At 40.5% G+C, this 18,048-nt stretch carries 11 protein-coding genes and 1 riboswitch; of the genes, 2 read left to right on the top strand and 9 right to left on the bottom strand.

Features of this window, described 5'->3' with window-relative positions:
- The first annotated feature begins 37 nt into the window (after positions 1-37).
- Both ACAM22_RS01355 and ACAM22_RS01350 read left to right on the top strand, forming a co-directional pair.
- On the top strand, positions 38-598 hold the full coding sequence (locus ACAM22_RS01355; RefSeq protein WP_153193966.1) for a hypothetical protein: 561 nt from the start codon (positions 38-40) through the stop codon (positions 596-598).
- A 40-nt stretch (positions 599-638) separates the two neighbouring features.
- On the top strand, positions 639-1,025 hold the full coding sequence (locus ACAM22_RS01350) for a hypothetical protein (RefSeq protein WP_261054770.1): 387 nt from the start codon (positions 639-641) through the stop codon (positions 1,023-1,025).
- Positions 1,026-1,342: 317 nt separating this feature from the next.
- Here ACAM22_RS01350 and ACAM22_RS01345 read toward each other — a convergent pair whose 3' ends face one another.
- The 9 genes from ACAM22_RS01345 to ACAM22_RS01305 form a co-directional block, all read right to left on the bottom strand.
- Positions 1,343-10,135 (bottom strand): DUF1542 domain-containing protein, encoded by an 8,793-nt coding sequence (locus tag ACAM22_RS01345; protein WP_369606833.1) that lies wholly within the window; start codon positions 10,133-10,135, stop codon positions 1,343-1,345.
- A gap of 468 nt (positions 10,136-10,603) precedes the next feature.
- Positions 10,604-13,009: a phenylalanine--tRNA ligase subunit beta gene (pheT, locus tag ACAM22_RS01340; RefSeq protein ID WP_369606832.1), complete on the bottom strand. Its 2,406-nt coding sequence runs from the start codon at positions 13,007-13,009 to the stop codon at positions 10,604-10,606.
- Between the two features lie 76 nt (positions 13,010-13,085).
- On the bottom strand, positions 13,086-13,595 hold the full coding sequence (locus ACAM22_RS01335; protein WP_033681280.1) for a GNAT family N-acetyltransferase: 510 nt from the start codon (positions 13,593-13,595) through the stop codon (positions 13,086-13,088).
- Positions 13,595-14,641: a phenylalanine--tRNA ligase subunit alpha gene (gene pheS, locus ACAM22_RS01330; protein ID WP_031237702.1), complete on the bottom strand. Its 1,047-nt coding sequence runs from the start codon at positions 14,639-14,641 to the stop codon at positions 13,595-13,597. Before pheS ends, ACAM22_RS01335 begins: the two co-directional genes overlap by 1 nt.
- A 270-nt stretch (positions 14,642-14,911) precedes the next feature.
- Complete coding sequence (locus ACAM22_RS01325; protein ID WP_025171450.1) at positions 14,912-15,361, bottom strand: GNAT family N-acetyltransferase; 450 nt, start codon at positions 15,359-15,361, stop codon at positions 14,912-14,914.
- A gap of 4 nt (positions 15,362-15,365) precedes the next feature.
- On the bottom strand, positions 15,366-15,785 hold the full coding sequence (locus tag ACAM22_RS01320; protein WP_369606831.1) for a chromosome partitioning protein ParB: 420 nt from the start codon (positions 15,783-15,785) through the stop codon (positions 15,366-15,368).
- Positions 15,786-15,812: 27 nt separating this feature from the next.
- Complete coding sequence (locus ACAM22_RS01315) at positions 15,813-16,463, bottom strand: phosphatase PAP2 family protein (RefSeq protein WP_024056908.1); 651 nt, start codon at positions 16,461-16,463, stop codon at positions 15,813-15,815.
- Positions 16,453-17,016: an ECF transporter S component gene (locus tag ACAM22_RS01310; protein WP_000185822.1), complete on the bottom strand. Its 564-nt coding sequence runs from the start codon at positions 17,014-17,016 to the stop codon at positions 16,453-16,455. The genes ACAM22_RS01315 and ACAM22_RS01310 overlap by 11 nt, the downstream gene beginning before the upstream one ends.
- Before the next feature lie 163 nt (positions 17,017-17,179).
- Positions 17,180-17,398, bottom strand: a riboswitch (FMN riboswitch).
- A 59-nt stretch (positions 17,399-17,457) separates the two neighbouring features.
- Positions 17,458-17,961: a tRNA (cytidine(34)-2'-O)-methyltransferase gene (locus ACAM22_RS01305; protein WP_203175544.1), complete on the bottom strand. Its 504-nt coding sequence runs from the start codon at positions 17,959-17,961 to the stop codon at positions 17,458-17,460.
- Between the last annotated feature and the right edge of the window lie 87 nt (positions 17,962-18,048).

Here is an 18,048-nt window from a genome sequence, read left to right as displayed (position 1 = left end):
TAGTTATAACTAGGTAGTTTCTTTGGAAAGGTGTATAATGATGTTATTTTTTAGAAACGTAGTCAATTATGTAACAAAATACTCAGAATTAGAATATATCCTAGAGAATGATAAACTTGTGATAAAGAACTATTATAAACAAAGTGCAGGAGAACGAGAAGCGTTTGAAGAATATGTTAGACAACGTGGTGTAAGAGTTTATCGTATACTTTCGTTCAAAAAAGTGCCTCTAGAAAGGTTTAGTGAGCTGATTAGGAAAGTTAAAGACTATTGTAAACAAATAGATACGCCTCTTGAAGAAATTGACAATGCAAAGTTCCCAGACTACAAGGATAAAAGTTATCGAGTACCAGAAAGATTATATGGGATAGACTATTATAAAAATGGTAGTTTGTTAGTAAGTGGTAGAATGCAAGATGTGGCAGTTATAATGAGATTTAGGCCTAATCTTAGAGAATTTATAAAGAGTGATAATCTAATAATTGAAGTGGAAGAACGGGACGGGAAACCAATTGGTGAAAGTGTAAAATCTATTTGGTCGCAAGGGTTTACGACAATGACGAAAGAAATTGAATCAAATAGTGTATCTGAAGATTAGTTTGCTATTTATATAAAAATAAATAGTACGAGGTGTTAAAATGCAACTGATAAATTATGAAGCATTTTTAAGTGCTAAAGATGCTCTAACTTTTGAAGAATGTCAAAACATTCATCAGACAATTCTAAACAATACTGGTAACGATGAGGAAATTTTAGAAGTATGGTCTGAGTTTTTGCAAGCTAGTATAAGCTATGCTCATATTCGTAGCCAGTGGTTGCTATGGGAACGTGAAGAGCGTCAACAAAAAGATGAAGGTAGAACAGCAAAGCATGAGCGAGTAATATATTGTCTAAAGCTTCTTAGTCGTTATCTAGGGCAAGAAGGTGTGGACGTTTCATGGTTTGATGCTATAGAGGATAACAGAAAGCAAATAGGAGATTTTGCTTGTTATATAGCTTATATTTACTCTATAAATGCTAGATAGAAAATGCAGGCTGATTAATGCCTGCATTTTGGACTTCAATTATTCATTCAAAAGATTTTACTATTTTCATGAATAAATTGAAGTGAAAGAATAAAAAAAGAAGAGCTACTCATCTGTGAAGTAGCTCTTCTCTTATATCCGTAATCTCTTTTTATTTATCTGAAAATGTAGAGAAAAATGTAGAGATTCGGCTGATTTGTATTGCAATACATTGAAATTTGAAATCTCAAGAATCGCTTAAAATCAGGGATTCTCACGCCTGCTGACGTGTAGTGAATCTCTATTTAACCTCTGATAATTATCAAATAATCTACCAATTAAGCTTCTTCGTCTTCTTTACGACGACGGCCTGCAAGACCAAGACCAAGTAATGCACTTGCAGCTGCTGCTACCATAGCCACAGTAGAATCCACTGTACCTGTATTTGGCAATTCTTTAGCCGCTTTACGCGCATTTGCTTGTGCTGATAATGTTTGGCTAGCATTAGCTGCTGCTTGAGTAGTAGCTGGAGCTACAACTGTTGTTTGCGCAGATTGGTTGTTAGCTGGAACTACAGCTGGTGTTTGAGCAGATTGATCGTTAGCTGTATTTACATGATCCGTTAATGGAGCAACTTTCGCCATGAAGTCTTCGATACGTTTAACCATTGCATCCACTTCTGCTTGAGTTGCGTCTGCATTGGCAAATACTTTCTTAGCATCTGCTGATAATACATTCGCTTCTTTTGCAGTTTCTGCATCAAGCTTAGCTGATTCTTTAAGGAGCAATTCATCTAATTGATGGATAGCACCTTCTAACTTAGCTTTATTAACTTTGGCTTCAGTGTTATTAGCTCCGTTATTTGCTCCATTTCCTTCATTTCCATGATTTTGTGGAGCAACAACTTCAACAGGTACGTTGATTTCTTCTACACTGCCATCTGATAACTTAAGTGTTACTTTAGCTACTAGTCTACCTAAAGCTGATGTTGTAGGTTTTTCAACTTTAATAACCTCTACATCCTTCGGTAAGTTTACTTTAGATAGTACTTCTTGATCTGTTAAAGTTTCTCCTTGTTTAACAGTTACAGAACCATTTACAAACAATTTTGATAAATCATATTCTTCTTGCTCACGAATAACTGCTGAAATACGGTAAACAAAGTTACGAATCGCTTGGTCTACATCTGCTTCTGTTGCTGCTTTTTGAATCGCTTCAATTGCTTCCTTAGCTTTGTTGACTACTTGTGCTTTTGCCGCTGCTTTTTCTGCTTCTGTTAAATCAGTTGCATTCTCAAGTTCAGCTAATTTCTTAGCTAGTTCAGCTTCTACTTCTGCTTTGGCTTTAGCCTTGTAATCTGTTGTTGCTGGTGCTACTTTAGCGATTTCTGCTTTTCCTGCTTCTTTCGCTACTTCTACATCTGCTTCTGTTGCAGCTTTTTCTATTGCTTCGATTGCTTTCTTAGCTTCAGCTGCTACTTGTGCTTTTGCTGCTGCTTTTGCTGCTTCTGAAAGTTTGTCGTTAGCTTCGATGGCTGCTTCTTTGGCTTTTGCTGCTTTTTCGATTTCCGCTTTCGCTGCTGATTTTCCTACTTCTACCGCTGCTGCTGGTGTTACTTTAGCGATTTCTGCTTTTCCTTCAGCCTCTTTTGCATCTACTCCAGCTTGGTCTGCTGCTGCATCAATCGCTTTCTTAGCTTCGTCTGCTGCTTTCTTAGCTTCTTCTTTCGCTGCTGATTTTTCTGCATCTGAAAGTTTGTCGTTAGCGTCGATCGCTTTGTCTTTTTCTGCCAATGCTGCATCTACTGCCGCTTTAGCTTTGTCTTTTCCTACTGGGTTTACTGCCGCTACTGCATCTGTTCCTTCAGTTGCTTTTGCGTCTACTCCAGCTTGGTCAGTTGCTTCATCGATTGCTTTCTTAGCTTCGTCTGCTGCTTTCTTAGCTTCTTCTTTCGCTGCTGATTTTTCTGCATCTGAAAGTTTGTCGTTAGCGTCGATCGCTTTGTCTTTTTCTGCCAATGCTGCATCTACTGCCGCTTTAGCTTTGTCTTTTCCTACTGGGTTTACTGCCGCTACTGCATCTGTTCCTTCAGTTGCTTTTGCGTCTACTCCAGCTTGATCAGTTGCTGCATCGATTGCTTTCTTAGCTTCGTCTGCTGCTTTCTTAGCTTCTTCTTTCGCTGCTGATTTTTCTGCATCTGAAAGTTTGTCGTTAGCGTCGATCGCTTTGTCTTTTTCTGCCAATGCTGCATCTACTGCCGCTTTAGCTTTGTCTTTTCCTACTGGGTTGACTGCTTCTACTGCGGCTGTTCCTTCAGTTGCTTTAGCGTCTACTCCAGCTTGGTCTGCTGCTGCATCGATTGCTTTCTTAGCTTCGTCTGCTGCTTTCTTAGCTTCTTCTTTCGCTGCTGATTTTTCTGCATCTGAAAGTTTGTCGTTAGCGTCGATCGCTTTGTCTTTTTCTGCCAATGCTGCATCTACTGCCGCTTTAGCTTTGTCTTTTCCTACTGGGTTTACTGCCGCTACTGCATCTGTTCCTTCAGTTGCTTTTGCGTCTACTCCAGCTTGATCAGTTGCTGCATCGATTGCTTTCTTAGCTTCGTCTGCTGCTTTCTTAGCTTCTTCTTTCGCTGCTGATTTTTCTGCATCTGAAAGTTTGTCGTTAGCGTCGATCGCTTTGTCTTTTTCTGCCAATGCTGCATCTACTGCCGCTTTAGCTTTGTCTTTTCCTACTGGGTTTACTGCCGCTACTGCATCTGTTCCTTCAGTTGCTTTTGCGTCTACTCCAGCTTGATCAGTTGCTGCATCGATTGCTTTCTTAGCTTCGTCTGCTGCTTTCTTAGCTTCTTCTTTCGCTGCTGATTTTTCTGCATCTGAAAGTTTGTCGTTAGCGTCGATCGCTTTGTCTTTTTCTGCCAATGCTGCATCTACTGCCGCTTTAGCTTTGTCTTTTCCTACTGGGTTGACTGCTTCTACTGCGGCTGTTCCTTCAGTTGCTTTAGCGTCTACTCCAGCTTGGTCTGCTGCTGCATCAATCGCTTTCTTAGCTTCGTCTGCTGCTTTCTTAGCTTCTTCTTTCGCTGCTGATTTTTCTGCATCTGAAAGTTTGTCGTTAGCGTCGATCGCTTTGTCTTTTTCTGCCAATGCTGCATCTACTGCCGCTTTTGCTGCTGGTTTTGCTTTTGCTGCTGGATCTACATCTGCTACTTTTGTAGTTCCTTTGTCTTCTGCTGCCGCTACTGCATCGTCTGTTTTCGCTTTGTCAACATTTGCTTTTGCTGCATCTGCCAATTTACGTGCTTCTGCTTTGGCTGCTTCTTTTTCTTCAGTAGTTAACTCAGGACGTTTCTCAATTTCTGCAACTTTTGCAGTATAAGCATCTTCAATCGCTTGTTTTGCGGCTGGTTTTACTTCTGCTTTTGGTTCTACAGGTGTAATTGTTCCTACTCCTGCTTCTTTAGCTGCTGTTACGTTCGCATTAGAAGTTGCTTTATCGATGGCTTCTTTGGCTGCTTCTGCTTTCGCTCTAGCTTCTTCTTTAGCAGCTTCTTTTTCTTCTGTTGTTGAATCTGCTTTTGCGTCAATCGCTTTTTCTTGTGCTTTTAATGCGGCTTCTACGGCCTTTTTAGCTGTGTCTTTTTCTACAGCTGCTGGATCTACTGCTTCGACTTTTCCTGTTCCAGATTCTTTTGCTGTTTCTACTGCATCGTCTGTTTTAGCTTTATCAACATTTGCTTTTGCTGCATCTGCCAATTTACGTGCTTCTGCTTTGGCTGCTTCTTTTTCTTCAGTAGTTAACTCAGGACGTTTCTCAATTTCTGCAACTTTTGCAGTATAAGCATCTTCAATCGCTTGTTTTGCGGCTGGTTTTACTTCTGCTTTTGGTTCTACAGGTGTAATTGTTCCTACTCCTGCTTCTTTAGCTGCTGTTACGTTCGCATTAGAATCTGCTTTATCGATAGCTTCTTTGGCTGCTTCTGCTTTCGCTCTAGCGTCTGCTTTAGCTGCTTCTTTTTCTTCTGTTGTTGAATCTGCTTTAGCATCGATAGCTTTTTCTTGTGCTTTTAATGCGGCTTCTACGGCTTTTTTAGCTGTGTCTTTTTCCACACCCGCTGGACTGTAAGCATCTACTTCATCAACGCCTGAAGCTTTAACTGTATCCACTCTATTGTTTGTTTTTGCCTTATCAACATTTGCTTTAGCTGCATCTGCCAATTTACGTGCTTCTGCTTTCGCAGCTGTTTTTTCTTCTGTTGTTAACTCAGGACGTTTCTCAATTTCTGCAACTTTTGCAGTATAAGCATCTTCAATCGCTTGTTTTGCGGCTGGTTTTACTTCTGCTTTTGGTTCTACAGGTGTAATTGTTCCTACTCCTGCTTCTTTAGCTGCTGTTACGTTCGCATTAGAAGTTGCTTTATCGATGGCTTCTTTGGCTGCTTCTGCTTTCGCTCTAGCTTCTTCTTTAGCAGCTTCTTTTTCTTCTGTTGTTGAATCTGCTTTTGCGTCAATCGCTTTTTCTTGTGCTTTTAATGCGGCTTCTACGGCCTTTTTAGCTGTGTCTTTTTCTACAGCTGCTGGATCTACTGCTTCGACTTTTCCTGTTCCAGATTCTTTTGCTGTTTCTACTGCATCGTCTGTTTTAGCTTTATCAACATTTGCTTTTGCTGCATCTGCCAATTTACGTGCTTCTGCTTTGGCTGCTTCTTTTTCTTCAGTAGTTAACTCAGGACGTTTCTCAATTTCTGCAACTTTTGCAGTATAAGCATCTTCAATCGCTTGTTTTGCGGCTGGTTTTACTTCTGCTTTTGGTTCTACAGGTGTAATTGTTCCTACTCCTGCTTCTTTAGCTGCTGTTACGTTCGCATTAGAATCTGCTTTATCGATAGCTTCTTTGGCTGCTTCTGCTTTCGCTCTAGCGTCTGCTTTAGCTGCTTCTTTTTCTTCTGTTGTTGAATCTGCTTTAGCATCGATAGCTTTTTCTTGTGCTTTTAATGCGGCTTCTACGGCTTTTTTAGCTGTGTCTTTTTCCACACCCGCTGGACTGTAAGCATCTACTTCATCAACGCCTGAAGCTTTAACTGTATCCACTCTATTGTTTGTTTTTGCCTTATCAACATTTGCTTTAGCTGCATCTGCCAATTTACGTGCTTCTGCTTTCGCAGCTGTTTTTTCTTCTGTTGTTAACTCAGGACGTTTCTCAATTTCTGCAACTTTTGCAGTATAAGCATCTTCAATCGCTTGTTTTGCGGCTGGTTTTACTTCTGCTTTTGGTTCTACAGGTGTAATTGTTCCTACTCCTGCTTCTTTAGCTGCTGTTACGTTCGCATTAGAAGTTGCTTTATCGATGGCTTCTTTGGCTGCTTCTGCTTTCGCTCTAGCTTCTTCTTTAGCAGCTTCTTTTTCTTCTGTTGTTGAATCTGCTTTTGCGTCAATCGCTTTTTCTTGTGCTTTTAATGCGGCTTCTACGGCCTTTTTAGCTGTGTCTTTTTCTACAGCTGCTGGATCTACTGCTTCGACTTTTCCTGTTCCAGATTCTTTTGCTGTTTCTACTGCATCGTCTGTTTTAGCTTTATCAACATTTGCTTTTGCTGCATCTGCCAATTTACGTGCTTCTGCTTTGGCTGCTTCTTTTTCTTCAGTAGTTAACTCAGGACGTTTCTCAATTTCTGCAACTTTTGCAGTATAAGCATCTTCAATCGCTTGTTTTGCGGCTGGTTTTACTTCTGCTTTTGGTTCTACAGGTGTAATTGTTCCTACTCCTGCTTCTTTAGCTGCTGTTACGTTCGCATTAGAATCTGCTTTATCGATAGCTTCTTTGGCTGCTTCTGCTTTCGCTCTAGCGTCTGCTTTAGCTGCTTCTTTTTCTTCTGTTGTTGAATCTGCTTTAGCATCGATAGCTTTTTCTTGTGCTTTTAATGCGGCTTCTACGGCTTTTTTAGCTGTGTCTTTTTCCACACCCGCTGGACTGTAAGCATCTACTTCATCAACGCCTGAAGCTTTAACTGTATCCACTCTATTGTTTGTTTTTGCCTTATCAACATTTGCTTTAGCTGCATCTGCCAATTTACGTGCTTCTGCTTTCGCAGCTGTTTTTTCTTCTGTTGTTAACTCAGGACGTTTCTCAATTTCTGCAACTTTTGCAGTATAAGCATCTTCAATCGCTTGTTTTGCGGCTGGTTTTACTTCTGCTTTTGGTTCTACAGGTGTAATTGTTCCTACTCCTGCTTCTTTAGCTGCTGTTACGTTCGCATTAGAAGTTGCTTTATCGATGGCTTCTTTGGCTGCTTCTGCTTTCGCTCTAGCTTCTTCTTTAGCAGCTTCTTTTTCTTCTGTTGTTGAATCTGCTTTTGCGTCAATCGCTTTTTCTTGTGCTTTTAATGCGGCTTCTACGGCCTTTTTAGCTGTGTCTTTTTCTACAGCTGCTGGATCTACTGCTTCGACTTTTCCTGTTCCAGATTCTTTTGCTGTTTCTACTGCATCGTCTGTTTTAGCTTTATCAACATTTGCTTTTGCTGCATCTGCCAATTTACGTGCTTCTGCTTTGGCTGCTTCTTTTTCTTCAGTAGTTAACTCAGGACGTTTCTCAATTTCTGCAACTTTTGCAGTATAAGCATCTTCAATCGCTTGTTTTGCGGCTGGTTTTACTTCTGCTTTTGGTTCTACAGGTGTAATTGTTCCTACTCCTGCTTCTTTAGCTGCTGTTACGTTCGCATTAGAATCTGCTTTATCGATAGCTTCTTTGGCTGCTTCTGCTTTCGCTCTAGCGTCTGCTTTAGCTGCTTCTTTTTCTTCTGTTGTTGAATCTGCTTTAGCATCGATAGCTTTTTCTTGTGCTTTTAATGCGGCTTCTACGGCTTTTTTAGCTGTGTCTTTTTCCACACCCGCTGGACTGTAAGCATCTACTTCATCAACGCCTGAAGCTTTAACTGTATCCACTCTATTGTTTGTTTTTGCCTTATCAACATTTGCTTTAGCTGCATCTGCCAATTTACGTGCTTCTGCTTTCGCAGCTGTTTTTTCTTCTGTTGTTAACTCAGGACGTTTCTCAATCTCTGCAACTTTTGCAGTATAAGCATCTTCAATCGCTTGTCTTGCGGCTGGTTTTACTGCTGCTACCGGCATTATTGGCGTTATTTGATTTACTCCAGCATCTCTTGCCTCATTTGCTTTTGTTTTATCAGTTGCATTATCAATTTTATCTATAGCTTTTTTAGCTTCGTCTTGAGCTGCTTGTTTTGCTATATCTTTTTCTTCTTGCGTAGTAACTGTTGAAGTTTCAATTTCAGATAACTTCTCTTTCAGTTTTTCTGTTACTTGTTGTTTAGCGGCGTCTTTTACTGTTTTCTCTTCATCTACCAATGCTGTTTTTTTAGCTAACACTTCCGTTAAAGCTTCTTTATAATCATCTGTAGATTTAGAATTATCTGAACCTGAGATCAAACTTTGAATTTTTGCTAATTGTTCCTCATATGCCGCCTTACTATCATCTGTTCTCCAGCTTACATCTGACGCTTCAGTTTCTTTTAATTTATTATAAACCCTTGTCAACAAATCTTTTGCAACATCTCTTGTATCTTGAGAAAGAGTGAAGTCAAGTCCTGATATCGGCAGTGAATATTTTATATCCCAAGCTTGATAACTCATACCTGTTCTATTTTCATCTGCTAAACTGACCCTTACTTTATATTTTTCAACACCTTTATCTAATACAATATTTTTACTCGTAAATGTTCCCGATTTACCATTCGGAATATTACTAGCTTCAGCAATTTTCTTCTCAGCTTGTTCTTTACCTATAAACTTGTTACGAGTCTTAGTTTGTCCCTGCACAAAACCATTCGAAGTTTCTGAAATTCTAATTATATCCTTATTAGTTCCATCACTCGCCTTGGTCACTATTTTATCTTGATCACTATAATTCTTAGACGGATCAAAAGTAGTCTCATAGACCTTTTTTTCAGTGCTTCCAACTATACTGAATACTTCTACTTTATAGTTAGCTTTATATCCTTCAGAATCTCCAGCATAACCTGTCTTAAATTTCACAACAACACTCGATCCATGTTCTTTGGAGTAAGCTTTAAAAGTCTTTTCAATACCATTGAAGCCTACCACATTCTTTGTTATACCACTCCCTTCATTTGAATCTCTGTATTGACTATTGTCTTTTACTAATGCATCTTTGTTTGCTCTAGTTCTACTTTTTGATAACAGTAAGATATATTGGCTTGATCTATCAAAGGCTTGTTCTCTTAGCCAAACTTTATCATCTAATGTTGAATTTATAGTCTCTAGTGGAAAAACCCCGTCTATTGTTTTTCTTGCGATAGCAAAAACCCCTCCATTAACCGATGTCCAACCACCAAATTCGTTAATTTCTGCAACCGTCCCTTCTTTAAGACTTTTCTCTTCTCCTAGCTTATCCATATTTTGTAGCTTGCTATTATTTTCTACCTTACTCGGTAATCCTTGTAACTTTTTAGATAACTCCTCTAAAGTTACATTTTGATTTGGTGTTTCAAAAACTTGATTTGCCGCCTCATCACTTGTAGTATTCGGTGCTGTTGAACTAGTGTCTGCGGCACGTCTTTTTCGTGATTTCGGCTTATTGCTTTCTGTTACTGGAGTAGCAGCTTTCTCTTCAGCTTTCACTGTTGTTTGTTCTTTGTTTTCTACGCTATTTGCTTCTGCAGATGATGCCTCAGTGTTTTTTTCTGCTAATTTTTCTTCTGTTGTTGAAGTAGTAGATGATACTACTGGCGCTGGAGTAGCATCAGCAGGTTTTGAAGTAGTTGTGTCTGCTTGAGCTTTCGAAACAGTAGATGACTCTACTGATGTTGAGCTTGCATCAACAGGTGTTGGAGTAGTTGTGCCTGCTTGAGCTTTCGGAACAGTCGAGTCACTGGCACCAGAATTTTCATCCAACTGATTATTTGCTGGAGTAGCTGCTAGGGCAGAACCTGTTGCTGTTACATTTGGTGCTGCTGCATACACTGCACCATTTCCCAAAAACATGAAAAATGCTGCAACCGCTACACTGGCCGCACCAAAACTTACTTTTCTGACAGAGTAACGAGTTACCTTCTCACGACGTGAGCGTTCTACTCGACTCATAGAATGATTATTTTCCATCTATAAAGACTCCTTTATAATTTATTAAACTAGTGAAGACGGTAATGCTAGTTAATATATATATATATATATTAACTGAAAGAATCACATATACACTATTTTAATTCTAATTTTATCATTGTTATGCTAATAAATCAAGTATTTTGATTTATTAGACAGAAAAATAAAAATACACTTAGATTTTATTTCATGCCGAAGTTGAAACAGCACATTGAAACTTCTAAAACATTGCTATAAACTTGTTTGAATTCCCCAATAGATTTGTTCGCAGTTTATTTCAATCTACTGTAGTCTTAAACAGTTATAAAAGCGAAATCAAGAAAGTATATAAGAACAGCTTCATTCACACTAACAAGACCTAAGATTTAAAAACAAAAAACGAACAAAATAGAATTCTAACCGTCTAGAAAACTAGTTTTATTCGTTTTTTATGTTTAAGTCTAAACTTTCATTTCAAACTCTAATAACTTAACGCACTTCTGCATTGACTTTTTCTTCAAGCGATGCTTGGATTTTTTCCATGTAGCGTGCTACTTCTTCGTCCGTCAAGCTATCTTCTGGATTTTGGAAGGTCAAGCTATAAGCCATCGACTTCATACCAAGTCCCAATTTTTCGCCTGAGAAGACGTCAAAGAGTTTGATATCTGTCAAACGTTTCACGCCGGCAGCTTGAATAGCATCTACAACTTCTTGATGAGTCACTTCTGCCTTGAGGAGAAGGGCAACGTCACGGCTGACTGCTGGGAATTTAGTAATTTCTACAAATGGAGTAGCTGGTTGAAGCGCAGTTTCGATGGCTGAAAGGTTGAGCTCAGCTACATACGTTTCTGGAATATCGTAAGCCTTAGCAGTGACTGGGTGTACTTGACCAAGGAAACCAAGAACTTGGTCACCGAGTGAAATCATAGCTGTACGACCTGGATGAAGGCTAGCAATTTCAGATGTTGCTGTATAAGTTACTTGGAGTCCCAAACGAGCAAAGAGGGCTTCAAGGATTCCTTTAGCATAGAAGAAATCAACTGGAACTGCTGCTGTTTGGAAATCTTTTTCAGCAACCAAGCCTGTCAAGGCAAAGGCAAAGCTGTTGATCTCATTTGGAAGTTCTTCTTTTGGATTACCTGTTTGTTCAAAGACTTTTCCAATCTCGTAAAGGGCCAAGTTTTTGTTCTTACGAGCCACGTTGTAAGCAACTGTATCTAGGATACCTGAAATCATATTTTGACGGAGGACTGAACGGTCCACTGTCATTGGCCACATAAGTTCAGTAAGGTTACTTGGTTGAGCCGTAAACTCAACTGCTTTTTCAGGAGTTGTTAGAGCATAGGTGATGATTTCTGTCAAACCTGCTCCTTCAGCAATCGTACGAACTTGACGGCGGAGTTTTTGTGTGGCTGTCAATTCACCAGCTGTACCATCATCTTTTGGAAGGCTGGTTGGCAAGCGGTCATAACCATAGATACGAGCGATTTCTTCAAAGAGGTCTGCCTCGATTGTGATATCCCAACGACGACGTGGTACGCTGACTGTAAAGCCGTCTGCATTTCCAGAAAGGCCAAAGCCAAGACGACGGAAGACGTCTTCTACATCAGCATAAGAAAGATCAGTTCCGAGGACACGGTTAACATCAGCAAGAGTTGAAGAAACTTCCACATCAGAGGTATCAAGTTCACCCGCTGAAACGATACCTTTACGCACCGTCGCACCTGCAAGTTCTGCAATCATGCTAGCTGCCGCATCAAGGGCTTCGTTAACAGTTGCCACATTGATACCTTTTTCAAAGCGAGAAGATGACTCAGAACGAAGATTGAGACGTCCGCTAGTCTTGCGGATTGATTTTCCGTTGAAGACTGCAGCTTCAAGGACGACACGACTAGATTTCTCAGAGATTTCTGTTGCTTGACCGCCCATGACACCTGCAAGGGCTACTGGCTTGTCTGCGACAGTGATAACTAAGTCATTCACGTCCAAGTCACGTTCTTCGCCATCCAAGGTCACCAATTTTTCACCAGCACGCGCTTCACGCACACGGATGTCAGTCCCTTCAAAGGTATCCAAGTCAAAGGCGTGCATTGGTTGACCAAAGTAGAGCAGGATGTAGTTTGTCACGTCCACTACGTTGTTGATTGGACGGATTCCTTCGTTCATGAGAAGGTTTTGCAACCATTGTGGACTTGGTGCGATAGTCACATTGTCCAAGATACGAGCGGCATAGTAAGGCGCCTTGTCTGTCTCAATGCCCACAGAAAGAGCATCTGCTGCAGCTTGGTCAGTTTCTGAAAGAGTAAATTCTTTAAAGTTGACTGCCTTATCATAGATGGCTGCCACTTCGTGAGCCACCCCACGCATAGAAAGAGCGTCCGCACGGTTAGGTGTAATTGAAAGTTCGATGATTTCATCATCCAAGTCTAGATATGAGAAGACTTCATCCCCAGGAACGGCATTTTCTGGCAAGATTTGGATGCCATCTGCGAATTCCTTAGGCACAACTGAGTCAGAAATTCCCAATTCACCAAGCGAACAGATCATTCCAAGTGACTCTAAACCACGGATTTTTCCTTTTTTGATCTTGTAATTGTCAGCGATGCGAGCTCCTGGAATAGCCACCATAACCTTGATACCAGCACGCACATTTGGGGCACCACAAACGATTTGACGGGCTTCTTCTTCGCCAACGTTAACCTGACAAACATGAAGGTGAGTTTCTGGCACATCTTCGCAAGACAAGACCTCACCGACGACAATTTTTGAGAGACCAGCAGCAGGTGATTCGACACCTTCTACCTCGATCCCTGTAGTTGACATTTTTTCAGCCAACTCTTGTGATGGCACAGCAATGTCCACCAATTCTTTTAACCATTTATAAGATACAAGCATAATTTAGTTCTCCAGAATGACAGTTGCCACTCTGGTTCTTTTCCTTTCCTATCATTTCAATAGAAGAATCATCTTCTTACCTTAATTTCTTTCTCAGTAACCAATCTGTATCTACTTTTTGACCAACCATAAAATGATGTTGGCTAAATTTTTCAAAACCATATCGATTATAAAACGCTTGAGCTTTTGTATTATGCTCCCAAACACCTAGCCAAGCCCAAGAAAAACTATTTTTGGTAGCAAGTTCAAGAGCGAATTCAAACAGTTGCTTACCTAGTCCAAATCCTTGGAATTTTTGTAGCACATAGAGGCGTTGAATTTCAAAAGCATCCTCTAATTCTCTCTCAGTCTGAGCACTTCCCCAGTTGACTTTGAGAAAACCAGCTATCTCCTCTTCATGCATAATGAAATAGGTTTCGGATTCTGGCTTTTCCAACTCAGTTGACAAAACTCTCAGACTATAAGCCTCTTCAAAGTATTCCTGTAACTGCTCTTCTGTATTATCATGAGCAAATGTTTCACGAAAGGTTTGTTTGGCAATTTTGGCCAACACCCCAACATCTGCCAGTTCTACTTTTTTAATCATTATTTAAACTGTTCTGAGAAGCGGACATCTCCTTGGTAGAATCCACGGATATCGTTGATTCCGTAACGGAGCATAGCTACACGCTCTTGTCCAAGACCAAAGGCAAATCCAGAGTAGACCGTTGCATCAATTCCACTCATTTCGAGAACACGTGGGTGAACCATACCAGCACCCATGATTTCAATCCAACCAGTTTTCTTACATACGTTACATCCTTCACCACCACATTTGAAGCACGAAACATCCACCTCAACAGATGGTTCTGTGAATGGGAAGTAAGAGGGGCGCAAACGAATTTGACGCTCTTCGCCAAACATTTTTTGCACAATCAACTGAAGGGTTCCTTGAAGGTCTGCCATAGAAATGTTCTTCCCAACAACCAAACCTTCGATTTGGTGGAATTGGTGACTGTGGGTCGCATCGTCTGTGTCACGACGGAAGACACGCCCTGGTGAGATCATTTTCAAAGGGCCTTTAGAGAAATCATGAGCATCCATAGCACGCGCCTGCACAGGAGATGTATGAGTACGGAGCAAGATTTCTTCAGTGATATAGAATGTGTCCTGCATATCGCGGGCTGGATGATCTTTCGGAAGGTTCATACGTTCAAAGTTATAGTAGTCTTGCTCCACTTCAAAACCATCCACGACTTGGTAACCCATACCAATGAAAATATCTTCGATTTCTTCACTGGTTTGTGTCAAAACGTGGCGGTGACCCGTCGCAACAGGGCGACCTGGAAGTGTCACATCGATACTCTCGCTAGCCAGTTGAGCTGCGACTTTCTTTTCTTCCAATAGTTTAGCTGTTTCTTCAAAGGCTGCTGTCAAGACATCACGAGCTTCATTGACGTGTTTCCCGATAATCGGACGCATCTCAGCAGAGACATCTTTCATCCCTTTGAGGATTTCAGTAAGTGAACCCTTTTTCCCAAGGACAGAAACACGCAAATCTTGCATCTCTTTTTTATTTTCAGCAGTAATCTGCTTCAAGCTAGCCAGCGTTTCTTCACGAAGCGCTTTTAATTGTTCTTCAATAGTTGACATAATTCCTCCATCAGTCTCTCGTAGATAAAAAGAAAACCACATGCCAAAAACTCCACTCGGAGCGTTGACACGCGGTACCATCCGTTTTTATCTGACAAGTCAGACCTTCATTTCTAAATCCATGCACAAGTGAATTCACCCAGCTTTCATATAGAGAGCTTGCAGTCACGGCTCTCCTCCCTGATATACTTCCCTTGAGTTACTAGTCTTGCAGATTTCTATTCAATTACTACATAGTTTATCAGATTTTGAGTTAAAAAACAAGTTAGATTAGATTAATTTCAATACAAAACTCATTCCTTTTTCTGTTGCTCCATTTTCCACAAATCCAAGCGACTTGAAACACCTCCTAGAAGCATGATTGTAGGTGTAGATTTCCTTGACTCTCAATTCTTTCCATCCTTTTACTCGAGCCAATTCAATCAAAGCACTTAGAATCTTTTTTCCAAGTCCTCGATGTTGGTAAGCGGAATTCCCAATCACAATGGGGAGATTATCCTGAGATAGTGTAACATCCCCAATTGGAAACCATTCTCCCTTCTCCTTGACTTCAATCCAAAAAAGTTCACCATGCTGATCCAAATGGGAATACATAGCTTCCAAAGTTTCTTGACTATAAGGTTTCTTCACACCATCTACGAGGTGAACTAAGTTCACATCCTGATACCAAGCAAAAGCTTCTTCACAATGATTGACCTTATAATAAGGAACAAGACGCAGTGCATTATCTATTTGTAAAATCCGTTTCATCTGCTTTCCTTTTCCACAAAATAGTTGCTGCTTGATTAAAACCATCACACCAGTTATACCATTTTGCTTCATACTCATCTTGAGCTAAGATATGATTTTTTAAATCCAGAACAGAGTAAATCATTCTTTCCTCACAAGATTGCGCATAGAGATGATATAGTTCATCACCACCATCTCTATCCCACTCAGCAGAAATCGTATCCCGACCTGCCAATAAAGCCTGATAAGCCCTGTGATGTCCATCTGTAATCAACAAGCAATTTCCAAAGGCAAGAATACTGATTGGATCGACTTGGATTGTTTCTGCCGACTGGTAAAGCATCTGAATATCTTGCAACTTCTTTTCTGATAAGTATAGTTGAGTCGGATGAAGATCTGCTATATTGACTTTCATTTCTTTCTCCTCAAAGGAATTTGATACTCACTTCTGCTTGCCTTTAAATCGCCATTGGAATCGGAGCTTGTCATAGAAGGGAAACTCGATAAACAGGACTCCCAAGCCCACACAGAGACTGGCAAGGACATCTGATGGATAGTGAACTCCCAGATAGACCCTTGATACCAGCACACTGACTAGGTAGAGACCAAGGACGATTTGTACGATTTTTCTCCAGACTGGATTTTTCATCCGTTGACTGAGAATGATAATCAGAGAACCGACCATCAAGGTTACAGCCAGAGAATGGCCACTTGGAAAGGAAAATCCCTTCTCCTCAACCAAGTGTAAAATAGCTGGTCGTGGGCGCTGGTAGATATTTTTAAAGGTCACGATTAAAAGACCTGCCAAAGCCAGATTTCCCAGCATGAAGAAACTTTCTACCTTCCACCGCTTACGATAAAAGACAAAAGCTGTAATGACAACCCAAGTGATAATCACTGGAATATCAATCAAGCGTGTGATGGCCCTAAAAAGAATAGTCAAGTAATCTGGCAAGTCTCCTCGAACGGCAGTCTGTATCGGTTGGTCAAAACCGACCAGCGTTTCAGGGTAAAATTTGACCATGTAGCCAAGAATAACGAAAAGTAAAAGGGCAAAACTGCCCTTCATTAAAAATGTTTGTTTATCTCTCATAATGTTTTAAGGTTGGTTTCAAGAGAATATACAACAACCAGAATGAAACGGAAAAGATTACACCCTCAATCAAGTTAAAAGGTAATACCATGGTCATTAGGTAGTTGGAAAGTCCCAAAATTTTTCCAATATCAAAGTTAGCAAACTTAGCGTACAAAGGAACAGCATAAACATAGTTGAGAACCAACATAGCCACGGTTAAACCAATAGTCCCAGCTAGAGAGCCTAGTAGGAAACGAAGAGTTGTCCGTTCCTTTTTCCAAATCAAAGCAAATACGATGACAAAAACTCCTAAAGCTACGATATTCATCGGCAAACCAATGTAAGTATTCACACCTTGACTATTAAGAAGCAATTTCAAGAGTGAGCGAAGCAAGAGAATTCCTAGAGCAGCAGGCAAATCCATGACCACCAAACCCACAAGGACTGGCAAGATACTAAATTCGATCTTGAGGAAGGACGCCGCTGGCAAAAGCGGAAAGTCAAAGTACATCAGCACAAATGAGATGGCTGATAAAATCGCAATGGTCGAAAGTCGACGTGTGTTTGTCATAACAGGTTCCTCCAATTTTCTATAAAATCAGAAGAAGTTAGAAAGGATTCCTCTATCTATTCTCACTTTTTATATCCCAAAAGTTCCCTCTCACTCTATTAAGGAAATTCAAGCAAGCGGTTACAGTTCAGCTATAAATCTATCAGAACAGACAAAGCTATTCTTTCGTCTTCTCCCATCCAGACTATACTGTCGGTTGTGGAATCTCACCACATCAGCTTGCGCTCGCGGACTTATTTGGCTAAGATATTTTAGATTTATCTAGGCGTCGCAGTCGAAGATAATACTTAAAGTATATCGAGACCAGACAACGACGAGAAAGCTAAAATAGCTAGTCAAATTTACCGCCGGTCGGGAATCACACCCTGCCCTGAAGACTCTTTTATCATAACAAAAAACGCTTGCAAGCGCAAGCATTTTGTTTATTTTCATTTTCATTTTTTATTTCAATTTATCTGCTTCATAGGTATGAACGAGCTCAAGACCTGCAAAGTTCTGCTGGCGGAGGGCTTCGTAGACAATCATGCAGACGGTATTAGACACATTGAGACTGCGGACATGTTCATCATTCATAGGAATACGGAGAGCCTTCTCAGGATGTTCTCGCATAAAGTCCTCAGGCAAGCCCTTGTCTTCACGTCCAAATAGAAAATAATGGTCTTCGTTAGTCGATAAATCCACCTCAGAATAGACTTTTTCCGCGAATTTTGAAATCAGATAGAGTTTTCCCTCCATCTGAGACATGAAATCCTCTAAACTCTCGTAAAAATAAATCTCTAGTTTATCCCAATAATCCAACCCAGCTCGCTTCATCTTGCGGTCATCGATAGGAAATCCCATAGGCTTTATGATGTGGAGGGGAGAATTGGTCGCAGCGCAAGTACGCGCGATATTGCCTGTATTTTGTGGAATTTGAGGTTCAAATAATACAATGTGATTTGTCATGACTTGCTTCCTTTCACCATTGCAAAAAAATAGCCACACTGCCCGGAGTCAAGCTCAGCAAACAGCGTGGTTAAGGCATCGTTAACT

The organism is Streptococcus sp. SN-1, assembly GCF_041154385.1.
In the GTDB taxonomy this organism is placed as follows: domain Bacteria; phylum Bacillota; class Bacilli; order Lactobacillales; family Streptococcaceae; genus Streptococcus; species Streptococcus mitis_CT.
The sequence above is the reverse complement of the archived record's forward strand: the minus strand, read 5'-3'. Positions and strand labels throughout refer to the sequence as shown.

What these genes read in the sequence shown, in the direction of transcription:
- ACAM22_RS01305 (WP_203175544.1), bottom strand. Translation starts at nt 17,961, where the DNA reads ATGACAAATCACATTGTATTATTTGAACCTCAAATTCCACAAAATACA.
- pheT (WP_369606832.1), bottom strand. Translation starts at nt 13,009, where the DNA reads ATGCTTGTATCTTATAAATGGTTAAAAGAATTGGTGGACATTGCTGTG.
- ACAM22_RS01355 (WP_153193966.1), top strand. Translation starts at nt 38, where the DNA reads ATGATGTTATTTTTTAGAAACGTAGTCAATTATGTAACAAAATACTCA.
- ACAM22_RS01335 (WP_033681280.1), bottom strand. Translation starts at nt 13,595, where the DNA reads ATGATTAAAAAAGTAGAACTGGCAGATGTTGGGGTGTTGGCCAAAATT.
- ACAM22_RS01320 (WP_369606831.1), bottom strand. Translation starts at nt 15,785, where the DNA reads ATGAAAGTCAATATAGCAGATCTTCATCCGACTCAACTATACTTATCA.
- ACAM22_RS01350 (WP_261054770.1), top strand. Translation starts at nt 639, where the DNA reads ATGCAACTGATAAATTATGAAGCATTTTTAAGTGCTAAAGATGCTCTA.
- ACAM22_RS01315 (WP_024056908.1), bottom strand. Translation starts at nt 16,463, where the DNA reads ATGAGAGATAAACAAACATTTTTAATGAAGGGCAGTTTTGCCCTTTTA.
- pheS (WP_031237702.1), bottom strand. Translation starts at nt 14,641, where the DNA reads ATGTCAACTATTGAAGAACAATTAAAAGCGCTTCGTGAAGAAACGCTG.
- ACAM22_RS01345 (WP_369606833.1), bottom strand. Translation starts at nt 10,135, where the DNA reads ATGGAAAATAATCATTCTATGAGTCGAGTAGAACGCTCACGTCGTGAG.
- ACAM22_RS01310 (WP_000185822.1), bottom strand. Translation starts at nt 17,016, where the DNA reads ATGACAAACACACGTCGACTTTCGACCATTGCGATTTTATCAGCCATC.